This is a genomic window from Reyranella sp. (assembly GCF_050185545.1).
Lineage (GTDB): Bacteria > Pseudomonadota > Alphaproteobacteria > Reyranellales > Reyranellaceae > Reyranella.
On sequence record NZ_JBFWZI010000009.1, the window covers coordinates 67,070 to 88,910 of the forward strand.

Here is a 21,841-nt window from a genome sequence, read left to right on the forward strand (position 1 = left end):
CCGCGATCCAGAAGAGCCACAGCCGGCGGAGGTAACTCCGCCTTAAGTGGTGCGATTCCAGCGCATGGCCCCGTCAACCACGGCCACCGCAGTGCGCGTCACCACCGTGCGGTAGCGCGGGCGCCGGGCGCGACGTCGGCTTCGGTCGGAGCCTGCACCTTCTGCATGTGCTCGTAGCGCTGGGCGGCGAACCACAATGCGTAATCGCCGAACTTGATCGGCGGATACTTCGCCGGGCCGCAGGTCGGCAGGCACTCGATCACGGTGTCGTGGTCGGGATCGCAGAAGAACGGCACGGCGTAGCGCAGCTGGCCCGACACGTTGCGCACGCGATGCGGCGTCGACAGGAAGCGCTCGTTGGTCCAGCGATGCAGGATGTCGCCGCCATTGACCACGTAGGCATCCTCGACGCCCGGCGCATCCATCCAGCGCCCGTCCGGCAGCTGGATTGACAGGCCCTGCACCTTGTTGGGCGGCAGCAAGGTCATGAACCCCGAATCGGTGTGCGGCACCAGGCTGGCGACCGAGTCGTCGGTACCATCGATCACCGGATAGCGCGACATGCGCAGGATCATATGCGGCCTGGCGAAGCAGGAATCGAAATGACCCTCGGGCAGGTCAAGTGCCAGCGCGTAGAGCTTCACCAGCTTCCGGCACAGCGCCTCGAGCGTGCCCATGTAGGCCAGCATGTTGCCGCGGAAGCCCGGCAGGTCGCTCTCCAGGGGCCATTTGTTCATGGCGTGGAAGCGGCGGTTGCTCAGCACGTCGGGGTCGTTGGCGGTGCGCTCGCGGCGCAGGAAATAGGCCTCATTCTGGCTCGGCTTCTTGCCCTGCGCCGCGGCGTTGGGCGGCGGCTTCCGGGCGATCGGCATGTAGCCGATATTGTGCTCGTCGACCTTGAGGGCGAGCTTCTGCCCGAGCGACTGGGCATGGAAGCGCGCCGCCTCGGCATAGGCGGTATCGATCAGCGGCTGCGGCACGCCATGGCCGCGCAGATAGTAGAAGCCGACATTCTCGAAGGCGAAGCGCAGTTCCGCGGCATTGCGCTCGGCGGCACCCGGCGCGCCGGCAAGGTAGGCCGCGACATCGATCAACGGGATCTCGCCACCGACCATCGTGTGTTGCATCGTTGACCTCCGACTTAGAACAACTCTATCACGGCGATGCCGTGGCATGAATCCGCGACTTCTAGGGGCTGCCTTGCGCCAGGGGCCGGCGAAACGTCCATAGGGTGGCGAACGAGACTGCCGCGGCGGCAGTCATCATGAAGGCCGGGCTCAGATCGACCCCGGTCCGTTCGACCAGCCACGCCGCCGCCAGCGGCGTCATCCCGCCGAGCAGGCCGTTGGGTATGTTGTAGCCCGGCGCGATCGCGGTGCAGCGTACCGACGGTGGCGTGGCCTCGACCATGAAGGCAGGCGTCAGGGCCGAGACGGTGCCGACCAGGATCACCAGGGCAATCTGGCCGGCGACGATGGGCAGCGTCGCGTTCTGGTGCATGAGCAGGAAGAGGGGAACCGTGCCCACAAAGGCGGCGGCCATCGCCGCCAGCATGACGGGCGGGCGCCCGCCGAGGCGGTCGCTCAGCCAGCCCGCCGCCAGCGCAATCGGAATCATGGCGGCCATGCTCGCGGTGTTGATCGTCAGGGCACGAGCAGGGCCGACACCGTCGACGCTTTGCAGCCAGCCGACGATGTAGAGAAAGACCAGGTAGAAGCCGACGGCGAGAAACGTCGTGACGCCGGTTCGGCGCACGACCAGTCGGAAATGGTGGCGCAGGGTGTCGACAAGCGGCAGTCCGGCGGACGGGCCGGCGATCTCTGCGACGCCGACCGACGTGCGCCGCAACAAGAAGCCTGCGATCGCAACGACGAACCCGAACAGGAATGGCAGCCGCCAACCCCAACTGTCGAGCGCCTCGGGCGACAGCAGGCCGGCAAGAGCCGCGCCGGTCGCCGAGCCTGCCAGGACGCCCAGCATGCCGCCGCAGCACGCGATCGCCGAAAGCAGGCCGCGCCGTCCGGGAGGCGCATGCTCGAGCAGGTAGGTGAAGGATGTCGTCCATTCGCCACCAACCGACAGGCCCTGGAACATCGCCTTAACAAGAAACAGGCTCTTCCGCTGGGAGCGCGCCACTCCGATGGCGCTCATCTTCTCGAACACAGATCCCATGAGCGCCACAGGAGTGGCGCGATCCCAGCCTTGAGTTTCATCCATGAGGGGCGGCCAGCAGGCCGGTGGCAAACTCCGGTTGCACACAACGCTCAGCGCAGCATCGGATCGACCACCGCAAAGCGGTTCTGCTGCTCGCTGAAGATCACGCGGAACAGTTCGCGAAAGAGCCGCTCGATCCTGGGATCGGTCGGGCCCGTGGCCTGGGTCCACGCGGTCGTATAGGACAGCATGCGATCGTTGCGGCAGTAGATCGCGTAGACGTAGAAGCGGCCGGGCTGCTGCGGCCGATGGCGAATTTGTCCGCCGGCACAGACCGGATCCGCATTGAGATCGTTGGCCGGGTCGAAGATCAGCACGAGCCGATAGTTCGGCCGGGATGGCGGCGATGGCTCGGCGTAGGTGAAGGTGAGCGCGGGTCGTGGCTTGGCCGCCTGCATCATCGGCAAAAGGTCACGCGCCACGACGGCCTGGTCGATGCCGGGGAAGGGGTTGCCGTCGAGCACTACCTGGAACTGCTTCCCGTCGGTCGCGGCCCAGAACTCGCGAAAGTCGTACTGCGGCGCGAAGTACGTGCCGCCGATCGTCGCGGCAAAGGCTGCGATCGACCCGACGAGCAATGCCGGGATGGCGACGACCAGTCTGCGGAGAAGCCGCATTGAAACCTCGTTCGGTGACTGAGCGACAGTATCGGACTTTTGCGCCCACACGCGCCATCACGATGCGTTGAAACACGCAGCAATGATCCGAAACACCGGGCAATGAATTGTCATTTCACGGCGGGCCCGCGGGTTGACATTGTCGCTGCCGTGTCGAGCTCCTGTGTTCTGCTTGGCGTGTTCGCCATGACGACGGCCAATGCGGTGGTGTTCGCGACCGTTGGTCTGTTCGGTCGTGGCGTCGGCCTGAGCGAGATTCAGGTCGGAACGATCTTCGTTTCCTCGGCGGCGCTGTTCTTCCTCACGTCGGCGCGTTGGGGTGTCCTGGCGGACAGATGGGGCAGACGGCCCGTCATCGTCGTCGGCCTCGTAGCCACGGCTGTCTCGCTCTTCCTGTTTGCCGGCATCTCGCAGGCGGCAGGGGACTTCCCGGGCGTGCTGGCGATCTTCGTCGCACTTCTCGCTGCGCGCACCGTCTATGGCCTGCTCGCCGCTGGAACGCAGCCGGCCGCCGTCGCCGCCATGGCCGATGTCACGACGGCGCGGACGCATTCGTCGGGAGTTGCGCGAGTTGGAGCGGCGATCGGCCTGGGCAGCATTGCCGGCCCGCTCGCGGTTGCGGCGCTGATCGATCTCGGTGTCGTGGCACCGCTCGTCGCGGGAGGCCTGCTGTCGTCGCTCGCGGCCATCCTGGTGTTCGTGGGCGTACGCGAGACGAGCCAGTCCCCGGCAATCGGCTCGCAACGCTGCGGCGCACCGTCTCTCCGCCTCGGGCCGTTTCTCGCCCTGGCGTTCGCGATGCACTTCGCCTTCGCGGCCCTGCAGACGACCAACGCGTTCTATATCCAGGACCGTCTCGGCATCGACGCGATGCGGGCAATGCGCTCGGCCGGCCTGGTCTCGGCCGCCTTTGCCACTAGCTCATTCGTCATCCAGGGATTTGTCGTCGCGCGCCTCGGCCTGCCGGCGCATCGCTCGCTCGCGGTTGGTCTCGGCGTGTGTCTGGTTGGCCTGATCGCATGCCTGTTGGCTCCGACCTACGAAACGCTGCTGGCAGGGTTCGGCCTGCTCGGCATGGGCTTCGGCTTCGCCCAGCCCGGCCTGGTGGCGGGCGCATCGCTCGCCGCCGGCGATCGCCAGGCCGACGCTGCCGGCCTGCTCCAGGCGGCGATGGCTGCCGCCTGGATCGCGGGTGCGTTCGCCGGTACCGGGAGCTACCGCCTGTCCAGTGCCGCACCCCTGGCGCTCGCGGCGCTGGCGATCCTAGGGGCGCTTGTGGCGGCCGTGGTCGCTCATCGCGTGGGCCCGACCGAAGAGCCAGATTCCAGGTCCGTCGGTCGTAGCCGTTTGCTATGACTGTCAATCCTTCTTCCGGAACGTCACCACCAGGACGTCGCGATAGGCCGGCTGGGCGGGATTCTCCGGCTCGACCGGGGTCACGCCGTGATAGCAGCGCGCATCGTCGACCAGGGCGGCGTCGAGCGGGTCGGTCAGGGTGAAGCTGCCGAGCGTGCGCTTGTCGAGATCGTGCACCGTGGTCGTGCCGCTCCTGATGTTGCGGCGGTTGATCAGCAGCACCAGCACGTAGTCGACGCCGTCGCGATGCATGCCCTCGGGCGTCGGCTTGCCGTGCTCGCCGCTGCGCGCCTCGATGCGGAACTGGTGGATCTCGATATGCCAGCGCGCCGTCTCGGGAGCCAGGCGGCCGAACAGGGCACGGCAATATTCGAGGATGGTGCGCATCGACGCGCCGCTGCCGATCTCCTCGGTGACCGGCTTGAACCAGCGTTCGATGCCGCCGTTCAGGTAGTTGTAGTCGAGTGCCTGGTAGTGCGGCTGGTGCCGGCCACGGACGATGGCGCCCTGCTTGCCGCCCTCGTAGACGGCGAAGCGGCGCCGGCGATAGCGGCCGCCGTCGGCCATGTAGGTGTCGACCTCGAGATCGTTCCAGCTGTCGGCAAAGACGGCCCAATCGGACAGGGTGCCGAAACGCAGCAAGGCGTTGCGCATGTCGGACGCTTCGACGAAGGCGTATCCAGCCCGGGCCACTCCGTTGCGGATGCCCGTGGCGTTCTGCAGGCCAGTCCCGATCTCGCTCATAAAAATAACTCTAACACCGGCGAGGCGCGATTGTTCATCCGGCGCCCATGAAGGATTCTAGGGGGCGAGGCCGTCGGATCGCGTCGGCGCGCGCCACCCGCTGGACGGTGGACCTGCCGCGCCCTGCCGCGCCACAATCGGTCGCCGTCGCGGCGTCGACCGCGACCCGGATGGAACGCTGCCATGGGGGAGAGGATGCCGTTTGCCACCACCGACGACGGAGTGAAGCTTCACTACGAGGAGACCGGTTCCGGCGCACCGGTCGTGTTCGTCCACGAATTCGCCGCCGACCATCGCTCGTGGGAACTGCAGATGCGCCATTTCGGCCAGCGCTATCGCTGCGTCACCTACGGTGCCCGCGGCTACCCGCCGTCCGACGTGCCCGAGAAGCCCGAGAGCTACTCGCAGAACCGCGCCACCGACGACATCCTGGCGGTGATGGACCATCTCGGCATCGACAAGGCCCATGTCGTCGGCCTGTCGATGGGCGGCTTCGCCACGCTGCATTTCGGCTTCCGCCATCCGACGCGGGCGCGTTCGCTCGTGGTGGCGGGTGTCGGTTATGGCGCCGAGCGGGAACAGCAGGCCAGGTTCCGCGGCGAGGTCGAGACGGTCGCGGCAACGCTGAAGTCGGAGGGCATGACGAAGTTCGCCGAGAAATACGCCTACGGTCCGACGCGGGTGCAGTTCGAGAACAAGGATCCGCGCGGCTTCGCCCAGTTCAAGAAGGAGCTGGCCGAGCACTCGGCTCTGGGTTCCGCCAACACCCAGGTCGGCGTGCAGGGCCAGCGCCCGTCGCTCTACGACCTGGTCGACAGGATGAACGCGCTTGCCGTGCCGACCCTGATCCTGACCGGCGACGAGGACTGGCCGTGCCTGACCCCCGCCATGCTGATGAAGCGCGAGATCCCATCGGCCGCGCTCGCGGTGATGCCGAACTGCGGCCACACGATCAACCTCGAGGACCCCGACCTGTTCAACCGCATCGTCGGCGATTTCATCGGCCAGGTCGAAGCCGGCCGCTGGCCCAGGCGCGACCCGCGGGCGATGACCAGCTCGATCACGGGGATGCGGTAGGACTTCGCCTCCCCAGCGAAGCTTGGGAGGCGTCGGCGTCCTCGAGTCATGCTCATCGCTGGGAGCGCGCCACACCGATTGCGCGCTTCGCGTTGATGAAGCAACCAATGATCGCCAACGGAGTTGCGCGCACCCGGCCAATACCCCACCCTCGCGGAAGTAGCGACCCCACCCCAGCGAAGCCGGGGAGGAGACGGCATGAGGAATGGCATGCTTGCAGCCATCGCAGTACCCTGCGGGTGATGGAGGATCGAATGGCGAAGCTTGCGGGGGCAGTCGTGGGCGCGTTGGCGGTGTTGTTCGCGGCGGCATGCACGACGGGGCAGGGCAGGGGATTTGCGGGGTCCGGCCTGCAGACGGCGGTGGCGCCGGCCGGGATGACGCCGGCCCAGGGGGCGGCCTACTGCTCCACGCTCGCCCAGACCTACGCCGAATATGTCGGATCGGTGGGATCCTATCTCGGCGGAACGTTCAGGGGCGGCGAGGCGGCCGACCTCGATGCCCGGGTCGCCATTGCCCAGTGCCAGGACGGCAACTACGCGGGCGGCATCCCGACGCTGCAGCAGAAGCTGCGCGACGCGCGCGTGCCGGTGCCGCCGCCCCCCGTCTGACAAGCAGGGAGGCCGGCAGCAAAGAAAAACCCCGGGCGGCGGGGCCACCCGGGGCGAAATGTGTGCCGTACGGACCGGCTAGAAGCCGAGCGGCTGGGTCACGCGAACCCACTTGCCGCCCTTGACCTCGGCCAGGAACGAGGAGTTCGCGCCCTGGCGGATGTTCGGGCCGAAGCTGACCTCGGGACCGTTGAAGATGTCCTTGTAGTTCTTGATCGCCTCCATGCCCTTGATGAAGCTGTCGAGCGTCAGGTCCTTTCCGGCATTCTTGAGACCCTGGACGGTGAGGTCGGCGCCGACGTAGCCGTAGACCGCACCGATGTTGGGATCGACCTTGAAGCGCTTCTTGTAGTCCTCGACGAACTTCTTGACCGTCGGCACCGGCGAATCGGCGTACGGCATCTCGGTCAGGCCCATGGCGTAGAAGCCGTCCATGCCCTGCGCCGCGCCGACGAACGAATCGTAGGACGAGGCGACACCGAGGAAGATCACGTCGTTCCACCCGGCCTTGCGCGCGCTGGTGTAGGGCACGATCGAATCGCGCACGATGGAGCCCAACGCGACCAGCTCGCACTTGGCCTCGCGCAGCTTGGTGATCGGCGCGGTGAAGTCCTGGTCGGTCGGTTTGTGCGCCGTCGTCTCGACGATCTTGATGCCGAGCTTCTCGGCCTGTTCCCTGGCGCCTTCCAGGATCTCCTTGCCGAAGTCGGTGTCCTGGTACATCACGCAGACGTTCTTCACGCCCTTGTTCTTGACGAAGTAGTTGATGCCCGCGCGGATCTGGTCGACGTAGGACGCCGCCCCGTAGAACTTCAGCCGCTCGTAGGGCGCATACATCGAGCGCGCCGCCGACAGCGGGAACAGGTTGGGCACGCCGGCCGCGAACTGGTCCTTGAAGCAGGCGTTGTTCATCGGCGTGCCGAGCGGGCCGACGAAGGCGAATACCTTGTCGCGGTTGATCAGCTTGTTGCAGGCCTGCACCGCCTTCGGCACCTGGTAGGCCTGGTCCTCGACGATGACCTTGAGCTTGCGGCCGTTGATGCCGCCGGCCTCGTTGACCTCGTCGAATCGCATCTTGACGCCGTTCGACGAGGACACGCCGTAGGTCGCGGCCGGGCCCGACAGGTCGGTCGGCATGCCGAACACCACCTCGGTCGCCGTGACGCCGCGCGTTTGCGCCGAGGCGGCGGCGGCGAGCGTTGCGGCCGCAGTCGCCGCCGCCACCGTCTTGACGATTGTCCACTTGTTCATCGCATTTCCTCCCTTGCGATTGGTTGCCACTATAGCGGGTTACACCGCCTCGGCATACATGCCGTCGATCATCGCCTTGTACTTCTCGTTCACGAACTTGCGCTTGAGCTTCATGGTCGGCGTGACCTCGTCGTCCTCGGCGGTGAGTTGCTGCTCGATCAGCCGGAACTTCTTGATCGTCTCGACCCGCGCAAAATTCTGGTTCACCCGCTCGATTTCCGTCCAGATCAGGTCGTTGACCTCGCGCGCCCGGCATAGCGAGGCGAAGTCGGTGAACGGCACGTTGTAGTCCTGGGCGTGCTTGGCGACGTTGTCGTAGTCGATCATGACCAGGCAGGTCAGGAACTTGCGCTTGTCGCCCACCACCACCGCATCGGAGATATAGGGCGAGAACTTGAGCTGGTTCTCGATCTCCGACGGGGTGATGTTCTTGCCGCCCGCGGTGATGATGATGTCCTTCATGCGGTCGGTGATCTTCAGGTACCCCTCGTTGTCCATGGTGCCGACGTCACCGGTATGCAGCCAGCCGTCGCGCAGGGTCTCCGCCGTCTTCTCGGGCTGATTCAGGTAGCCCATGAAGATGTGCGGGCCCCTCAGCAGGATCTCGCCCTCGGGCGAGATCCTGGTCTCGGTGCGCGGCGCCGTGATGCCCACCGTGCCGAGCTTGATGCGGTCGGGCATGCCGGTGGCCAACCCGCAATTCTCGGTCTGGCCGTAGACCTCGCGCATGTCGATGCCGAGTGCGCGGTACCATTTGATCAGCTCGGGCGCGATGGGCGCAGCGCCGGTGCCGGCGAAGCGCACCCGGTGCATGCCGATGGCGCGCTTGATGTTGTCCAGCACCAGGAAGTCGGCGACGCGGTGCGCCGCCTTCAGGGTCGCCGACGGACGATCGCCGGCGAGCTCGGTTTCGGCGAGCTTGAGCCCGACGCCGATCGCCCAGCCATAGGCCGTGCGGCCGAGCCAGGTCGCTTCCTTCATGCGGATGGCGATGCTGGAATAGAAGCGCTCCCAGATGCGGGGAACCGCGAAGAAGCTCGTCGGCGCCACCTCACGGATGTTCTCCGGCACCGTCTCGACGCTCTCGGCAAAATTGGCGATGGCACCCGAGCGCAGGGGCAGGAAGGCGGTGAAGGTGCGTTCGGCGACATGGCAGAGCGGCAGGAAGGCGAGCTGCTCGTCGTCGGTGCCCATGGGAATGAAGGCATCGGCGTTGGAGATCTGGAAGATCACGTTGCGATGCGACAGCATCGCGCCCTTGGGCGGGCCGGTCGTGCCCGACGTGTAGACCAGGAGGGCGAGCTCGTCGGCCGTCGATCCGGCGACCAGCTTCTCCCACAGGCCGGGGCTCGCCGCTTCGTGCGCCCGTCCGAGCACCAGCAGCTCGTCGAACGGCATGACCATCGGGTCCTTGAAGTCGGCCAGACCTTCCATGTCGAGAACGAAGACCTTGACGATTGTCGGGCAGCGCTCGCGGATGTCGATGAACTTGTCGAGCTGCTCCTCGTTCTCGACGAACAGGAAGCGCGAGCGGCTGTCGTTGACGATGTACTCGACCTGCTTGGCCGAATCGGTCGGGTAGATGCCGTTGGAGACGCCGCCGGCGCCCATCGTGCCCATGTCGGCGTAGAGCCATTCGGGCACGGTCTCGGCCAGGATCGACACCACGTCGCCGCGTTGCAGGCCGAGCTTGACCAGCCCCATGCCGACCGCGCGGGCGCGCTCGCCGTAGTCGCGCCAGCTGGTGGCGCGCCAGATGCCGAGCTCCTTCTCGCGGAAGGCGGTGCGCCCGTCCCGCGCCTTCACCTGGTGCCAGAACAGCTTGGGGATCGTGTCGCAGCCTTCGACCTCGATCCGGTCGTTCGAGCCCGCCAACGTCCTCTCGCTTGCCAACCCGTCCATCGCATCGCCTCCCGACGGTCCTCGCCCGTCGTCCGGTTATCTCCAGGTCTTGCGCTTCTTCCAGCGCCGCTTGCCGCGTGCGCCCTGCTCCTTGATGCCGAGATAGAATTCCTTGATGTCTTCTTTCTGCAGCAGCCGGGCGCAGGTGTCGGCCATGACGATGCGCCCGACCTCCAGCACGTAGCCGAAATCCGCGGTCTGCAGCGCCATGTTGGCGTTTTGCTCGACCAGCAGGATGGTAACGCCGCGCTCGCGGTTGATGCGCACGACGATCTCGAAAATTTCCTTCACCAGCTTGGGCGACAGGCCGAGCGAGGGCTCGTCGAGCAGCATCAGGCGCGGCCGCGCCATCAGGGCGCGGCTGATCGCCAGCATCTGCTGCTCACCGCCGGACAGCGAGCCGGCGCGCTGGTCGGCGCGCTCGCGCAGCACCGGAAAGTAGCCGAACACGTCCTCCAGGTCCTTGGCGACGCCGTCCGGATCCCGGCGCGTGAAGGCGCCCATGCGCAGGTTCTCGCGCACGCTCAGGAAGGGAAAGACCTCGCGCCCTTCCGGCACGTGGCTGACGCCGAGCCGCATGACCTTGTCGGGGTCGACGCCGCGGACGTCGCGGCCCTCGAACAGGACGCTGCCCTTCTGCGCGTCCATGACGCCCGAGATGGTCTTCAGCACCGTGGTCTTGCCGGCGCCGTTGGCGCCCAGGATGGTGACGATGCCGCCCTTCGGCACCTCGAACGAGACGCCGCGGATGGCCATGATCGGCCCGTAGTAGGTCTCGATGTTGGTGACCTTGAGGATGGGCTCGGCTGCCGACGCGGTCATCTCAGCCTCCCAGATAGGCACGGACCACCTCGGGGTGCGACTGCACCTCCGCCGGCGTTCCGGTGGTGATGGGACGGCCGTAATTCAGCGCCATGACGCGATCGGACACGGCAGAGACCAGGCTCATGTCGTGCTCGACCATCAGCACGGTGATGCCGAGCAGGTCGCGGATGTCCTGGATCCAGAACGCCATGTCGTCGGTCTCCTCGACATTGAGGCCGGAAGACGGCTCGTCGAGCAGCAGCAGCTTGGGGTCGGTGCAGAGCGCGCGCGCCAGCTCGGTCACCTTGCGCACGCCGTAGGGCAGGTTGACGATGAAGCTGTCGCGATACTGCTGCAGGTCGAGGAAATCGATCACCTTCTCGACCGCCTCGCGATGCTCGAGCTCCATGCGCCGGACGGACGGCAGGAAGAGAATCTCGGAGAAGAAGCCCGACCGCTTGTGGGCGTGGCGCGCCAGCAGCAGGTTCTGCAGCAGCGTCGCGTGCTCGAACAGCTCGATGTTCTGGAACGTGCGCGCAATGCCCAGCGCCGCGATGCGGTGCGGCGGCACGTTGGTGATGTCGGCGCCGTCGAAGACCAGCTTGCCGTCGGTCGGCTCGTAGATGCGGCTCACCAGGTTGAAGATGGTGGTCTTGCCGGCCCCGTTCGGGCCGATGATGGTGAAAACCTCCCCCTGCTCGACGGCGAAGCTCACGCCATCGACCGCCTTGATGCCGCCGAAGTTGATCGACAGCCCGTCCGCCTGGAAGAGGCTCATCGCAGGCGCTCCGACCGCATGTAGGTCCTCTGCCGCTTGAACGTCGCGCGCTTGTACATCGGGAAGGTCGAGAAGAAGACGCGGATCTTGACCCAGCGTCCGTACATGCCGAGCGGCTCGAGCAGGATCACCAGCACCAGGATCAGGCCGAAGATGCCAGCCTCGACACCGGGCTTCTTGAGGAAGTTGCCGACCGCCTCGCCCAGGGCGCCCATGGCGGCGATACCGGTCGATTGCGCGGCGTCGGCCATGCTGGCCGGGATCGAATCGCGCAGGATGGCGATGATGGGTGGCAGCAGGGCGACGAAGATCGCCCCGAAGACGGCGCCATGCAGCGAGCCCAGCCCGCCGACGATCACCAGCAGCAGGAACTGGATCGACAGCAGGATGGTGAAGATGTCGGGTGCGAGGTAGGCGATCTTGTGGGCGAACAGAGCGCCCGCCAAGCCCATCAAGGCGGCCGAGTAGGCGAAAGCAATGGATTTGTAGATGGCGACATTGACGCCCATCGACTGGGCGGCGATTTCGCTGTCGCGAATGGCGACCCAGGCGCGGCCGGTCGGCGAGCGCAGCAGATTGCGCGTCAGCCACAGCGCCATCACCAGGAAGAACAGGCAGAGGTAGTAGAACGACCGGTCATCGGAGAAGGGGATGCCGAGAATGACGGGCTTGTCGACCGGCATGCCGGCGAAGCCGTGGGTCACGTATTCCCAGCGGCTGAACACCTCCTGGATGATCACCGAGAAGGCAAGCGTTGCGATGGCGAGGTAGATGCCGGTCATGCGCAAGGCCGGCAGGCCGACGATGATGCCCGAGGCCGTAGTGATCAGGACGGCGAGGATCACCGACGGTATCCAGGGGATGCCGTGCTCCAGGAAGAAGGCATGGGCGTAGGCACCGATGCCGAGGAACGCGGCGTGCCCCAGCGAGACCAGGCCGGTATAGCCGACCAGCACCATCAGGGAGATGCCGCAGAGGGCGTAGATGAACACCCAGGTCGTCTCGCCGACATAGTACTCGGACATCAGCAGGGGCAGAGCGATCACCACCAGGCCGAGCAACCCGTACCAGGAGGCGTCGACCCGGTCGCGGAAGATCTGGATGTCTTGCGCGTAGGAAGTCTTGAACAGGAAACGCATCGGCCGGGCCTACACTTTCTTGCGCGCCAGGGTGCCGAACAGGCCCTGCGGACGGACGATCAGCATGATCAGGAGCACGATGTAGGGTGCCGTGTCCTTGAAGCCCTCGGGCAGGGTGGCGCCGGCATAAAGCTCGATCAGGCCGATGATGATGCCGCCCAGCAGCGCGCCCGGGATGGACCCGAATCCTCCGAGCACCGCGGCGGCGAAGGCCTTGAGCGCCACGGCCAGGCCCATGTTGATGTCGATCAGGGTCACGGGGGCCAGCAGGATGCCGGCGGCGGCGGCTACGCCGGCCGAGATCGCCCAGATGAGCGAGAAGATCAGCTTCACTGGGATGCCCATGTAATAGGCAGCGAGCTGGTTCTGCGAGGTCGCCTGCATGGCGACGCCGATCCGCGTATGGTTGAAGAAGGCGTAGAGCACGCCGCACAGGATCAGGGTGCCGGCGACGATCGACAGGTACTGGTGGCTGAGCGTCACCCCGCCGACCTGCCATACGCCGCTGAACGGCGTCGGCAGGGTGTAGATCTCGGAACCCCAGGTGACGCTGGCGAAGGTGCGGAACATGGCGCCGAGCCCGATCGTCAGCATGACCACGGCGAATTGCGGTTGTCCGATTACCTGGCGCAGGACGACGGCGTCGAGCAGGGCGCCGAACACACCGATAGACACCACGGAGATCAGGAAGGCGAGCCAGTAGTCGAGACCCCACCAGACGACCGCCATGTAGGCGACGAAGGCGCCCAGCATGAGGAGATCGCCCTGGGCGAAGTTCACCAGCTCGGTTGCCTTGTAAATCAGCACAAAGCCCAGAGCGACCAGGCCATAGATGCAGCCGACCGCCAACCCGTTGAGGGTGAGTTGTAAAAAAGTAACCAGCTTCCTACCCCTGCCAACAAGCGATCTGGTGTCGCCTCGATTGGCAGCCAATATGAACGGCTGTTCAGCGCTGTCAACGCGCTAGAGCCGTTTCCCGGAAAGTGCAAGAACACCCGGTGAGGAGTGCCCAATGTCCATCGCCGATTCAGTGCGACCGCAGCTGCCCGAAGCCGTGCCGGCGAGCCCGTTCTATACCGAGGAGCATCGGGTATTCCGGGATACCGTCCGACGCTTCGTCGAGCGCGAGATCATGCCCCACGTCGATCAGTGGGACGAGGCCGAGGAGTTTCCGCGCGAGCTCTACAGGAAAGCGTCGGCCGCCGGCCTGCTGCAGCTCGGCTTTCCCGAGGAGTATGGCGGCGTGCCGACCGATCCGTTCTTCGGCATCATCAAGGCCGAGGAAATGGCGCGCCACGGCAGCGGCGGGCTGAATGCCAGCCTGAACAGCCACACGATCGGCTCGCCGCCGATCGCCGCCCTCGGCCCGGAATGGATGAAGCGCAAGGTGCTGACCGAGGTCCTGGCCGGTGAGAAGATCAGTGCGCTTGCGATCACTGAACCGTCGGGTGGTTCCGACGTCGCCCACCTCAAGACGACGGCGCGGCGCGACGGCGACCACTATGTCGTCAACGGCTCCAAGATGTTCATCACCTCGGGCATGCGGGCCGACTACTACACCGTGGCCGTGCGCACCGGCGGGCCGGGGGCGGGCGGCGTGTCGCTGCTGCTGATCGAGCGCGACCGCGAAGGCTTCGCACGCACCAAGCTGAAGAAGATGGGCTGGTGGGCGTCCGATACCGCACAGCTGTTCTTCGACAATGTGCGCGTGCCGGTGGAAAACCTGATCGGCCAGGAGAACCAGGGCTTCATCGGGATCATGCTGAACTTCAACCAGGAGCGGCTCGGCATGTCGGCCGGCGCCTGCGGCTATGCCAAGGTCTGCCTGGACGAAGCGATCGCCTATGCCCGCGAGCGCCACACCTTCGGCCGCCCGCTGATCGCCAACCAGGTGGTGCGCCATCGTCTGGTCGACATGGCGATGCGCATCAACGCCGTGAAGTCGACCCTCGAGCTGCTGGCCTGGCGGGTCGGGCAGGGGGAGAAGCCGGTGGCCGAGATCTGCATGCTGAAGAACCTCGCGACCTCGACCCTGGAGTTCTGCGCCAACGAGGCCATGCAGATCTTCGGCGGCGCCGGCTACCTGCGCGGCGCCAAGGTCGAGCGCATCTATCGCGAGACCAAGGTGATGTCGATCGGCGGCGGCTCGGTCGAGATCATGAAGGATCTCGCGGCGCGGCAATTGGGCCTCTAGAACGGTGCCATGAAACCGCCCCTCACCACCCGCGAGGAACGCCTCGCCTTATTCCAGCAATGGTTCTCCGACACCATTCCGCACAGCCGCGCCCTGGGAATCAGGATCGTCGATGCCCGCCGCGGCTTCGCCGCCATGCGCCTCGAGTGGCGTCCGGAGCTGGTCGGCAATCCGGAGACCGGCGTGCTCGCGGGCGGGCCGCTGACGGCGCTTCTCGACGGGTGTTGCGGCATGGCGGTGGCCACCATGCTGAAGGCGCCCAAGCCGTTCGCGACCCTCGACCTGCGCATCGACTACGTAAAGCCGGCGACGCCGGGCCAGGCGGTGATCGCCGAGGCCGAATGCTACCGCGTCACCCACTCGGTCGCCTTCACGCGCGCCTTCGCGCACCATGGCGATGCCAAGGACCCGATCGCCGCCGCCACCGGCACTTTCATGCTGAACACCAAGGGTGAGGTCACGCAGGCGCAGACCATTGGCACGGAGACCAGGACATGAGCTCGCTGCTCGAGCGCCTCGCCGAGGTGAGAAAGTCCGGCGAGGTCGGCCGCCTCGCCGAGGCCATCCCCTATGCGCGCTGGATGCGGATCGCCCCGGAGAACGGCACCGGCGAGCTCTTGACTCGCATGCGCTTTCACGACGACCTGATCGGCAACACCTTCCTGCCCGCGATCCATGGCGGCACGCTGGGCGCCATGCTCGAGATGACGGCGATCTTCCATCTCCTGTGGGAGACCGAGACCGAGACGGTGCCCAAGATCGTCAACATAACCGTCGACTATCTGCGCTCGGCCCGGCCGGCCGACGTCATCGCCGCGGCCAAGGTGACCAAGCAGGGCCGGCGCATGGTCAACGTGTTTGCCGAAGCCTGGCAGGATGACCGCTCCAAGCCGGTCGCCACGGCGAATGCCCACTTCCTCGTCACGTCCTCCGACGACGCGCCGCCTTCCCTCTAAACCGATGGTGCGTCACGACGTGCGATCGGGCCAGCCCGCCATGACATCGCAGGCCAATGGCAGGTTGCCGATCTGGCAGTGCTGGTCGGCGCCTTCGGCCGCGGTGAACACGCGGCATGTCACCGATCTCGCCCCGACCATCGCCTCGGCCTGACGGGCGACGGGTGAGGCCGGCTGAAACGCGTCGGCCGCTCCTCCCAACGGCAGCACGTCCGCACCGCCCAGTATCCGCCCATGGAAAGTCCGAGAAGGGTAACCGAACGGGCGTCGACGGCATCGAGTACCGCGGCGGTGGGACGCTCCCGGTCATGTTCGAACAGCTGTCCCCGCAGCCGAAGTGCCGCACCCTGGCCCGGACCATCGAAGGCGATCACCTCGTATCCCGCCTGCGCGAGCAGCGTCCACACCAGGTGGAAATCCTCGATGCAGGAGTCGAACCCGCCGAACGCGACCACTTGGCCTCGAGGACGCGTCGTTCGCATCCGTACGCGCAGCATCGCCAGGGCACCGCCGCCGTACGGGACCCAGCTCGCCTCGACCTGCTGCCCAGCCTCCGAAGCATAGAAAAGCTCGCGAAAGCGCCGGTATCGGCGATCCTTCTCCGGATCGTTTGGCGATGTCGAGAACTCGACGGCGCGATGACAAAAGGCGGCGCGGTAGGGGTCGTTCTCGCTCTCCAGCCGCTGCGCCAGCCCGGCGAAGGCGGCGGCACACGACGCGGTGTCACGAGTCCTGCGTGCGACCTCCCGGACATCCGCCACAGCGAGGTCACCAAGCGCGCGCCAGCGGTTCAGCTGATAGTTCAGGAACTTGTTGCGATGAAATACCTCAAATCCGGCAACGGCGGCGATGGGGCGAAGACCTGACCGCATGACCGGCTCTCGCTTGTCGAAACGCAAACGCGCATCCACCCAGACTCCATCACGTCGAGGTGCACGACAATGGTCGTTCATGTCGTCGGCTGCATTTCGGTGGACGTTCGGCTAAGAACCCCGTCATGGATTTCAACTCCCAGCGCACCTCGCGCGACGACGCCGTACGAGATGGTGCGCGCTTCGAAGATTATCGCCGTCCAGGCGACCTGATCGACTCCGGGCATCCGGCGGTCGCGGCCCACGCCACGCAGGTCGCCGCGCAGGGCAGCGACCGCGAGAAGGCGCTGCGCCTGTACTACGCGGTGCGCGACGGGTTGCGCTACGATCCCTACAACACGCCGATGAAGCGCGATGCCTATCGCGCGAGCGCCACCCTCGCCGCAGGGCACGGTTATTGCGTCAACAAGGCGGGCCTGATGGCGGCGCTGTGCCGGGCCGTCGGCATCGCGGCTCGGGTCGGCTACGCCGACGTGCGTAATCACATGACCACCAAGCGGCTCTCCGACCTGATGGGCAGCGACATCTTCTACTACCATGGCTACACCGAAGTCTGGCTCGATGGCCATTGGGTGAAGGCCACCCCGGCATTCAACAAGGAGCTGACGGAGCGCTTCGACCTGAAGCCGCTGGAATGGGACGGGATCAGCGATTCGATCTACCACCCGTTCGACCTCGGCGGCCGCCGTCACATGGAGTATCTCGCCTATCGCGGCGTGTTCGCCGACATCCCGTTCGACGAGATCCGCGACGCCTTCCGCCACTACTATCCGAGGATGAGCCGGGCGCAGGAGGCGATGCCGCTGGGCGGCGATTTCGGCGCCGAAGGGGCGTTGGAAGCTTCCAGGAAGTGATCATCGTTCCGCGTTCGGCCGGCTACGTCGCCCTGCTGGTGGCGTTGGGCAGCTTCGGCCCGTTGACCATGAGCATCTATACGCCGGTCATGCCGTCCGTCGGCGTCGCGTTCGGCGCCGGCTCGGACAGCGTGAAGCTCACGCTCACCACCTACATGCTGGGCTTCGCCGTCGGCCAGCTCTTCTACGGTCCCCTGAGCGATCGTTACGGACGGCGGCCTATTCTCATGGTGGGCGTGCTGTTCTTCACCCTGGCGACCTTCGCCTGCTCCGTCGCGCCGTCGATCGGCGGCCTGATCGGCCTGCGTATCCTGCAGGGCTTGGGCGCGGCGTCCGGGTCGGTCCTCAGCCGGGCGCTGACGCGCGATGCCTACAGCTTCCGCGAGATGCCGATGGTGATGAGCTGGATCTCGCTTGCCATGAACATCGCCCCCTCGCTCGCGCCGACCCTCGGCGGCTTCCTGGGCGAGACCTTCGGTTGGCGCTCGACCTTCTGGTTCGTCGGTGGCTTCGCCCTGGTCCTGTTGATTGTGGCAGCGCTCGGCCTCGGCGAGACCAATTGCCATCGCAGCGCGACGATCGACTTCAGGAGCCTGCTGCGTGGCTCTGGTGAGATGCTGCGCGACCGGCATTTCCTCGGCTACGTGCTGCCGATGGGCTTCGCCTTCGCCATCAACTTCGGCATGCTCGCGGGCACTCCCTTCATCCTGCAGGAACGGTTGGGCTTCACGCCGCAGGAGTTCGGGCTGATCGTTCTCATATCGGTCGGCGGCTTCACGGCGGGGACCTTCGTCAACAACCGGCTGATCGGTCGCGTCGCGCCGACGTCCATCATGCTGTGGGGCGGCTGGTTCCATGTCGCCGCCCTGGTGGCGATGGGGACGCTGTCGCTGGCGGGCTTCGAGACATGGTGGACCATCATCGGACCGCACATGGTGCTGAGCTTCGGCTCGGGCTTTCTCGTGCCGACCAGCAGCGCGGGCGCGGTCGGCATGTTCCCGAGGCTCGCCGGAACCGCGGCCTCGTGGGTCGGGCTGGCCCAGATGGGGATGGGCGCTCTGGGCACGATCGCCGTCGCCGTGCTGACGATGGCCGGCAGCCGCTACATCGCCATGCCCCTGGTGGTCGGCCTGCTGCCGTTCGCGCTGCTCACGGTGCTCAGCGCGCGCCTGCTGCGCGCCCCGCGCCCGACGGCGATCGAGCCGCACGACTGAGCCGGTTTCGCCGCGCAAAGCGCGGCGGCGATGGGGACCGCGACGAGGCTTCCCGCCGGCGATGGACCTGGGCTACATGCAGGTCAGAACATCACGACGGGAGAAGCGGACATGGCCGACATGCTGAAGGGTAAGGTCGTATTGGTGACCGGTGCGGGTGGCGGCATCGGCCGCGAGATGGCGCTGCTGGCCGCCAAGGAGGGGGCCAGCGTGGTGGTCAACGATCTCGGTGGCGCCGTCGACGGCGAGGGCTCGGGCAGCGCCACGCCGGCGCAGAAGGTGTGCGAGGAGATCAAGGCGGCGGGCGGCAAGGCCGTGCCCAATGCCGACAGCGTGACCGATCCGGCCGGCGCCGAGCGCATGATCAAGACGGCGATCGAGAATTTCGGCCGCATCGACGGTGTCATCAACAATGCCGGCATCCTGCGCGACCGCATTTTTCACCGCATGAGCCATGTCGACTGGAAGATGGTGATCGACGTGCATCTGAACGGCGCCTTCAACGTCAGCCGCGCCGCCGCCAACCATTTCAAGGAACAGAAGTCGGGCGCCTTCGTGCATTTCACCTCGACCTCGGGGCTGGTCGGCAATTTCGGCCAGGCCAACTACTCGGCGGCCAAGATGGGCATCGTCGGCCTGTCGCGCTCGATCGCGCTCGACATGGCGGCCTTCAACGTCCGCTCGAACTGCATTTCGCCGTTCGCCTGGACGCGCATGATAGGCACCATCCCCGCCGATACCGATGCGCAGAAAGCGCGACTGGAACGTTCCAAGCGGATGACGCCGGCCAAGATCGCGCCGATGGCGGTGTTCCTGCTGAGCGACGCGGCCGATGGCATCACCTCGCAGATCTTCGGCGTGCGCATGAACGAGATCATGCTGTTCAACGCCAACCGTCCGGTGCGCTCGGTGCACAATTCGGAGGGCTGGACTCTCGAATCGATTGCCGAGCACGCCGTGCCGTCGATGAAGCCCTACTTCACCGACATGAAGCGCTCGCCCGAGTACTTCACCTGGGATCCGGTGTGATGCTCTTGCGCCTCCCCAACTTCGTTGGGGAGGTGTCCGCTCTTCGCGGACGGAGGAGTCATGGGCTGGGAGCGCGCCACTCCGTGGCGCTCATGGGATCTTTGATCGACAAGAAGAGCGCCACGGAGTGGCGCGCTCCCGGCCATGACCTGCCTCACTCCCGCTAGGGATGGCTCGCGCGATGGAAGTCGACGAGCTGTCCTTCGTGCTCGATCAGCACCGTCTCCACGGCAATTCCGACCTGGCCTATCTCGAGCACGAGGCGAGGGACGGGCGCAGCCTCAGGGACCTGTCCGTGAGGGCATCCATCTCGTCGGCAACCGGATCTTTTCCAGTCGGAGAGGTGTGGATCAGCGTGATGTCGAATCGCGTTCGGTCGAGAGCGCCAGGCAGGCTGCGATAGAGCTTGCCGATCGTGTGGTTGCGGAAATAGCTGGAGGCGAGACCGAGGCGGATGCGGCGACGCTCCGGAGCAGTCCAGGCCCTGACGTGAGGTGCCGCGAAAGTGAGCGCGGGACACTTGGCGCGGTACAAGCGAGCCATCGCTTCCATCGTCGCGCGATCGTCGACGCCATGATAGGCGAGATAGAACGAGAGGCCGGCATCGACGGTGCTCGGCTGATGGAGCGCACCGGGATGACGCATCAACTCTTCGATGCCGGCTCGATAGCGCTGCCGCTGGTCGGCAATCCCCTCGGCGGAGGGCAGGATGACCGGCAAGGAAAGTCGCGCCAGGCAGGCATGCTCGAATGAACGCGGGGGAGCGTCGCGGCGCGCTCGAAGCTCGCCATTGCCTCGGCCAGCAGGCCGCGGTTGCGCAGGGTTATGCCGCGATTGCGGTGTGTCACGGCGTTGCCGGGCTCGAGCGCGAGCGCACGATCGAAGCTCAGCACGGCTTCCTCGAACCTGGCCTGGTTCCTGAGTGTCGTGGCCCGGTTGGCGTGCGCCGGAGCGTGGTTCGGGTCGAGAGCCAGAGCGCGATCGCGGTCGGCCAGGGCGGCATCGTGGTTGCCGTGGGCATGATGGACGTTGCCGCGCCCGCAGTAGGCCTCGACGAATCCGGGCTTGAGGGCGATGGCACGGTCGAAGCTCTCGATCGCCTCCCCGTACCTGCCCAGCTCGTGCAAGGCATTTCCTTGATTGTTGTGGCCTCTGCGAGATCCGGCATCGGGGCAATGGCGTGGTCGAAGCTCGCGAGCGCATCCTCGGTTCTCGCTCGTGCCAGGATGATGCCGCGGTCGCTGCAGGCCAGAGCGAGGGCGGGATTGAGAGCCAGGGCGCGGTTACAGTCTGCCAACGCCTCGTCCAACCGGCCGCAAACATGCAGTGCGGTCGCCCGGCAGGCATGGGCTTCCGGGAAGTCCGGTCGAAGGGCCAGCGCGCGATCATAGCTCGCCAGGGCCTCGTCCGGCCTGCCCAACGCCATCAGGGCGCTGCCGCGTCTGACGAAGGTCTCGGGCAGGCCCGGGTTGAGGGCCAAGGCGCGATTCTAGCCCGCGATGGCCTCGGCGTGGCGGCCGCGGCCCTGCATCACCATGGCGAGACCATGATGGGCCTCGACGAGGTCGGCTGAGATCTAGCGCGTGCCGCTAGCTCGCCCCCCTCGTCGAGCCGGCCGAGTTGTCGCGCCGCCAGACCGCGATGCAGAAGGTAATAGGGTTGCCTGCCGTTGACGGCGATGGCCTGGCGGATCAGCTCCGCCGCGGTGTCGTGACGGCCTGCCTGGCCGGCCAGCATGCCCAGCAGGTGAAGCGCGTCGGCGTGACGCGGATCGCGCGCCAGGATCCGTCGATACAGGTTCTCCGCCTCCGCCATTCGTCCTGCCCGATGATGCGCCAGGGCTTGGTCGAGCAGGCTCGCGGGGGCGCGATCGGGCGAGGGCGGCGGCCCGGCGTGAGCTGGCTCTTTCTCGCGATTCATTCGATCAATCTTCTTCGTCCAACCCTCGACTGCTTCTTCGCTCGGCCCTCGACGAGACTGGGCAGCCGTGTCAAATCGTGGCGCAACTCACCCCCAAACATACACCGGAGTTCCCTGGACGATGCCAACACAACGCGAGAATGAACCGAAGATCGACCCCCAGGAAGTGCTCGAAGGCATCGTCGAATGGATCAGCATCGAAAGCCCGAGCCACGACGGCAAGGCGGTCAACGTCATGGTCGACAAGGTGGAGGGTCAGTTCCGTGACCTCGGGCTCAGGCTCGAGCGTATCCCCGGGCGTGACGGATT

The 21,841-nt window shown here is 66.2% G+C and carries 23 protein-coding genes and 2 pseudogenes; 11 read left to right on the forward strand and 14 right to left on the reverse strand.

Annotated features, from left to right (window positions below; genetic code table 11):
- Positions 1-98: 98 nt before the first annotated feature.
- The 3 genes from AB7O82_RS04320 to AB7O82_RS04330 all read right to left on the reverse strand — a co-directional run bounded on the left by AB7O82_RS04320 (position 99) and on the right by AB7O82_RS04330 (position 2,831).
- Complete coding sequence (locus AB7O82_RS04320) at positions 99-1,127, reverse strand: isopenicillin N synthase family dioxygenase (protein WP_428537720.1); 1,029 nt, start codon at positions 1,125-1,127, stop codon at positions 99-101.
- 61 nt (positions 1,128-1,188) lie between these two features.
- Entirely contained in the window at positions 1,189-2,151 is a 963-nt protein-coding gene (locus AB7O82_RS04325) for an MFS transporter (protein ID WP_428537717.1), read from the reverse strand.
- A 113-nt stretch (positions 2,152-2,264) separates the two neighbouring features.
- Positions 2,265-2,831, reverse strand: coding sequence for a hypothetical protein (locus tag AB7O82_RS04330; RefSeq protein WP_428537714.1), 567 nt, complete (start codon positions 2,829-2,831; stop codon positions 2,265-2,267).
- Between the two features lie 102 nt (positions 2,832-2,933).
- On the opposite strand from AB7O82_RS04330, the gene AB7O82_RS04335 reads away from it, so the two are divergent.
- Entirely contained in the window at positions 2,934-4,187 is a 1,254-nt protein-coding gene (locus AB7O82_RS04335; RefSeq protein WP_428537711.1) for an MFS transporter, read from the forward strand.
- Positions 4,188-4,190: 3 nt separating this feature from the next.
- On the opposite strand, the gene AB7O82_RS04340 is transcribed toward AB7O82_RS04335, so the two are convergent.
- The gene (locus AB7O82_RS04340) at positions 4,191-4,931 is read right to left on the reverse strand and encodes a 2OG-Fe dioxygenase family protein (protein WP_428537708.1); all 741 of its coding nucleotides are present in this window, start codon (positions 4,929-4,931) and stop codon (positions 4,191-4,193) included.
- 195 nt (positions 4,932-5,126) lie between these two features.
- Here AB7O82_RS04340 and AB7O82_RS04345 point away from each other — a divergent pair, with 195 nt between their 5' ends.
- On the forward strand, positions 5,127-6,008 hold the full coding sequence (locus AB7O82_RS04345) for an alpha/beta fold hydrolase (protein WP_428537705.1): 882 nt from the start codon (positions 5,127-5,129) through the stop codon (positions 6,006-6,008).
- A 254-nt stretch (positions 6,009-6,262) separates the two neighbouring features.
- Positions 6,263-6,619, forward strand: coding sequence for a hypothetical protein (locus tag AB7O82_RS04350; RefSeq protein ID WP_428618707.1), 357 nt, complete (start codon positions 6,263-6,265; stop codon positions 6,617-6,619).
- A 78-nt stretch (positions 6,620-6,697) separates the two neighbouring features.
- On the opposite strand, the gene AB7O82_RS04355 is transcribed toward AB7O82_RS04350, so the two are convergent.
- The 6 genes from AB7O82_RS04355 to AB7O82_RS04380 are packed head-to-tail and all read right to left on the reverse strand — an operon-like array spanning position 6,698 to position 13,342.
- Positions 6,698-7,870, reverse strand: coding sequence for an ABC transporter substrate-binding protein (locus AB7O82_RS04355; protein ID WP_428537699.1), 1,173 nt, complete (start codon positions 7,868-7,870; stop codon positions 6,698-6,700).
- A gap of 39 nt (positions 7,871-7,909) precedes the next feature.
- Positions 7,910-9,772, reverse strand: a complete 1,863-nt coding sequence (locus tag AB7O82_RS04360) for an AMP-dependent synthetase/ligase (RefSeq protein WP_428537696.1) — start codon at positions 9,770-9,772, stop codon at positions 7,910-7,912.
- A gap of 36 nt (positions 9,773-9,808) precedes the next feature.
- Positions 9,809-10,594: an ABC transporter ATP-binding protein gene (locus tag AB7O82_RS04365; protein WP_428537693.1), complete on the reverse strand. Its 786-nt coding sequence runs from the start codon at positions 10,592-10,594 to the stop codon at positions 9,809-9,811.
- A 1-nt stretch (position 10,595) separates the two neighbouring features.
- Complete coding sequence (locus AB7O82_RS04370) at positions 10,596-11,354, reverse strand: ABC transporter ATP-binding protein (RefSeq protein WP_428537690.1); 759 nt, start codon at positions 11,352-11,354, stop codon at positions 10,596-10,598.
- On the reverse strand, positions 11,351-12,493 hold the full coding sequence (locus tag AB7O82_RS04375; RefSeq protein WP_428537687.1) for a branched-chain amino acid ABC transporter permease: 1,143 nt from the start codon (positions 12,491-12,493) through the stop codon (positions 11,351-11,353). Before AB7O82_RS04375 ends, AB7O82_RS04370 begins: the two co-directional genes overlap by 4 nt.
- Positions 12,494-12,502: 9 nt before the next feature.
- A complete protein-coding gene (locus AB7O82_RS04380) occupies positions 12,503-13,342 on the reverse strand; it encodes a branched-chain amino acid ABC transporter permease (protein WP_428537684.1) in 840 nt (279 codons plus the stop codon).
- Positions 13,343-13,505: 163 nt separating this feature from the next.
- Here AB7O82_RS04380 and AB7O82_RS04385 point away from each other — a divergent pair, with 163 nt between their 5' ends.
- Genes AB7O82_RS04385 through AB7O82_RS04395 form a run of 3 tightly spaced genes read left to right on the forward strand, consistent with a single transcriptional unit; the run spans position 13,506 to position 15,643 of the window.
- The gene (locus AB7O82_RS04385; RefSeq protein WP_428618709.1) at positions 13,506-14,687 is read left to right on the forward strand and encodes an acyl-CoA dehydrogenase family protein; all 1,182 of its coding nucleotides are present in this window, start codon (positions 13,506-13,508) and stop codon (positions 14,685-14,687) included.
- Between the two features lie 9 nt (positions 14,688-14,696).
- Positions 14,697-15,185: a PaaI family thioesterase gene (locus tag AB7O82_RS04390; protein ID WP_428537678.1), complete on the forward strand. Its 489-nt coding sequence runs from the start codon at positions 14,697-14,699 to the stop codon at positions 15,183-15,185.
- Positions 15,182-15,643 (forward strand): PaaI family thioesterase, encoded by a 462-nt coding sequence (locus AB7O82_RS04395; protein WP_428537675.1) that lies wholly within the window; start codon positions 15,182-15,184, stop codon positions 15,641-15,643. Before AB7O82_RS04390 ends, AB7O82_RS04395 begins: the two co-directional genes overlap by 4 nt.
- Before the next feature lie 119 nt (positions 15,644-15,762).
- Here the strand turns inward: AB7O82_RS04395 and AB7O82_RS04400 are convergent, their stop codons facing one another.
- On the reverse strand, positions 15,763-16,542 hold the full coding sequence (locus AB7O82_RS04400) for an alpha/beta hydrolase (RefSeq protein ID WP_428618712.1): 780 nt from the start codon (positions 16,540-16,542) through the stop codon (positions 15,763-15,765).
- A gap of 98 nt (positions 16,543-16,640) precedes the next feature.
- On the opposite strand from AB7O82_RS04400, the gene AB7O82_RS04405 reads away from it, so the two are divergent.
- The 4 genes from AB7O82_RS04405 to AB7O82_RS04420 all read left to right on the forward strand — a co-directional run bounded on the left by AB7O82_RS04405 (position 16,641) and on the right by AB7O82_RS04420 (position 20,365).
- A complete protein-coding gene (locus AB7O82_RS04405; RefSeq protein ID WP_428618713.1) occupies positions 16,641-17,369 on the forward strand; it encodes a transglutaminase-like domain-containing protein in 729 nt (242 codons plus the stop codon).
- Positions 17,366-18,583 (forward strand): multidrug effflux MFS transporter, encoded by a 1,218-nt coding sequence (locus tag AB7O82_RS04410; protein ID WP_428537666.1) that lies wholly within the window; start codon positions 17,366-17,368, stop codon positions 18,581-18,583. Before AB7O82_RS04405 ends, AB7O82_RS04410 begins: the two co-directional genes overlap by 4 nt.
- A gap of 111 nt (positions 18,584-18,694) precedes the next feature.
- Complete coding sequence (locus tag AB7O82_RS04415; RefSeq protein ID WP_428537663.1) at positions 18,695-19,612, forward strand: SDR family NAD(P)-dependent oxidoreductase; 918 nt, start codon at positions 18,695-18,697, stop codon at positions 19,610-19,612.
- 345 nt (positions 19,613-19,957) lie between these two features.
- On the forward strand, positions 19,958-20,365 hold the full coding sequence (locus AB7O82_RS04420) for a hypothetical protein (protein WP_428618716.1): 408 nt from the start codon (positions 19,958-19,960) through the stop codon (positions 20,363-20,365).
- Here the strand turns inward: AB7O82_RS04420 and AB7O82_RS04425 are convergent.
- The 3 genes and pseudogenes from AB7O82_RS04425 to AB7O82_RS04435 all read right to left on the reverse strand — a co-directional run bounded on the left by AB7O82_RS04425 (position 20,257) and on the right by AB7O82_RS04435 (position 21,532).
- Positions 20,257-20,859, reverse strand: a complete 603-nt coding sequence (locus tag AB7O82_RS04425; protein WP_428537898.1) for a tetratricopeptide repeat protein — start codon at positions 20,857-20,859, stop codon at positions 20,257-20,259. The genes AB7O82_RS04420 and AB7O82_RS04425 overlap by 109 nt on opposite strands.
- Before the next feature lie 23 nt (positions 20,860-20,882).
- Positions 20,883-21,092, reverse strand: a pseudogene (locus AB7O82_RS04430) (tetratricopeptide repeat protein); the annotation flags it as partial.
- A 50-nt stretch (positions 21,093-21,142) separates the two neighbouring features.
- Complete coding sequence (locus tag AB7O82_RS04435) at positions 21,143-21,532, reverse strand: tetratricopeptide repeat protein (protein ID WP_428537660.1); 390 nt, start codon at positions 21,530-21,532, stop codon at positions 21,143-21,145.
- A gap of 121 nt (positions 21,533-21,653) precedes the next feature.
- Here AB7O82_RS04435 and AB7O82_RS04440 point away from each other — a divergent pair.
- Positions 21,654-21,841, forward strand: a pseudogene (locus AB7O82_RS04440) (M20 family peptidase); the annotation flags it as partial.

What these genes read in the sequence shown, in the direction of transcription:
- AB7O82_RS04320 (WP_428537720.1), bottom strand. Translation starts at nt 1,127, where the DNA reads ATGCAACACACGATGGTCGGTGGCGAGATCCCGTTGATCGATGTCGCG.
- AB7O82_RS04325 (WP_428537717.1), bottom strand. Translation starts at nt 2,151, where the DNA reads ATGAGCGCCATCGGAGTGGCGCGCTCCCAGCGGAAGAGCCTGTTTCTT.
- AB7O82_RS04330 (WP_428537714.1), bottom strand. Translation starts at nt 2,831, where the DNA reads ATGCGGCTTCTCCGCAGACTGGTCGTCGCCATCCCGGCATTGCTCGTC.
- AB7O82_RS04335 (WP_428537711.1), top strand. Translation starts at nt 2,934, where the DNA reads ATGAATTGTCATTTCACGGCGGGCCCGCGGGTTGACATTGTCGCTGCC.
- AB7O82_RS04340 (WP_428537708.1), bottom strand. Translation starts at nt 4,931, where the DNA reads ATGAGCGAGATCGGGACTGGCCTGCAGAACGCCACGGGCATCCGCAAC.
- AB7O82_RS04345 (WP_428537705.1), top strand. Translation starts at nt 5,127, where the DNA reads ATGCCGTTTGCCACCACCGACGACGGAGTGAAGCTTCACTACGAGGAG.
- AB7O82_RS04350 (WP_428618707.1), top strand. Translation starts at nt 6,263, where the DNA reads ATGGCGAAGCTTGCGGGGGCAGTCGTGGGCGCGTTGGCGGTGTTGTTC.
- AB7O82_RS04355 (WP_428537699.1), bottom strand. Translation starts at nt 7,870, where the DNA reads ATGAACAAGTGGACAATCGTCAAGACGGTGGCGGCGGCGACTGCGGCC.
- AB7O82_RS04360 (WP_428537696.1), bottom strand. Translation starts at nt 9,772, where the DNA reads ATGGACGGGTTGGCAAGCGAGAGGACGTTGGCGGGCTCGAACGACCGG.
- AB7O82_RS04365 (WP_428537693.1), bottom strand. Translation starts at nt 10,594, where the DNA reads ATGACCGCGTCGGCAGCCGAGCCCATCCTCAAGGTCACCAACATCGAG.
- AB7O82_RS04370 (WP_428537690.1), bottom strand. Translation starts at nt 11,354, where the DNA reads ATGAGCCTCTTCCAGGCGGACGGGCTGTCGATCAACTTCGGCGGCATC.
- AB7O82_RS04375 (WP_428537687.1), bottom strand. Translation starts at nt 12,493, where the DNA reads ATGCGTTTCCTGTTCAAGACTTCCTACGCGCAAGACATCCAGATCTTC.
- AB7O82_RS04385 (WP_428618709.1), top strand. Translation starts at nt 13,506, where the DNA reads ATGTCCATCGCCGATTCAGTGCGACCGCAGCTGCCCGAAGCCGTGCCG.
- AB7O82_RS04390 (WP_428537678.1), top strand. Translation starts at nt 14,697, where the DNA reads ATGAAACCGCCCCTCACCACCCGCGAGGAACGCCTCGCCTTATTCCAG.
- AB7O82_RS04395 (WP_428537675.1), top strand. Translation starts at nt 15,182, where the DNA reads ATGAGCTCGCTGCTCGAGCGCCTCGCCGAGGTGAGAAAGTCCGGCGAG.
- AB7O82_RS04405 (WP_428618713.1), top strand. Translation starts at nt 16,641, where the DNA reads ATGGATTTCAACTCCCAGCGCACCTCGCGCGACGACGCCGTACGAGAT.
- AB7O82_RS04415 (WP_428537663.1), top strand. Translation starts at nt 18,695, where the DNA reads ATGGCCGACATGCTGAAGGGTAAGGTCGTATTGGTGACCGGTGCGGGT.
- AB7O82_RS04435 (WP_428537660.1), bottom strand. Translation starts at nt 21,532, where the DNA reads ATGAATCGCGAGAAAGAGCCAGCTCACGCCGGGCCGCCGCCCTCGCCC.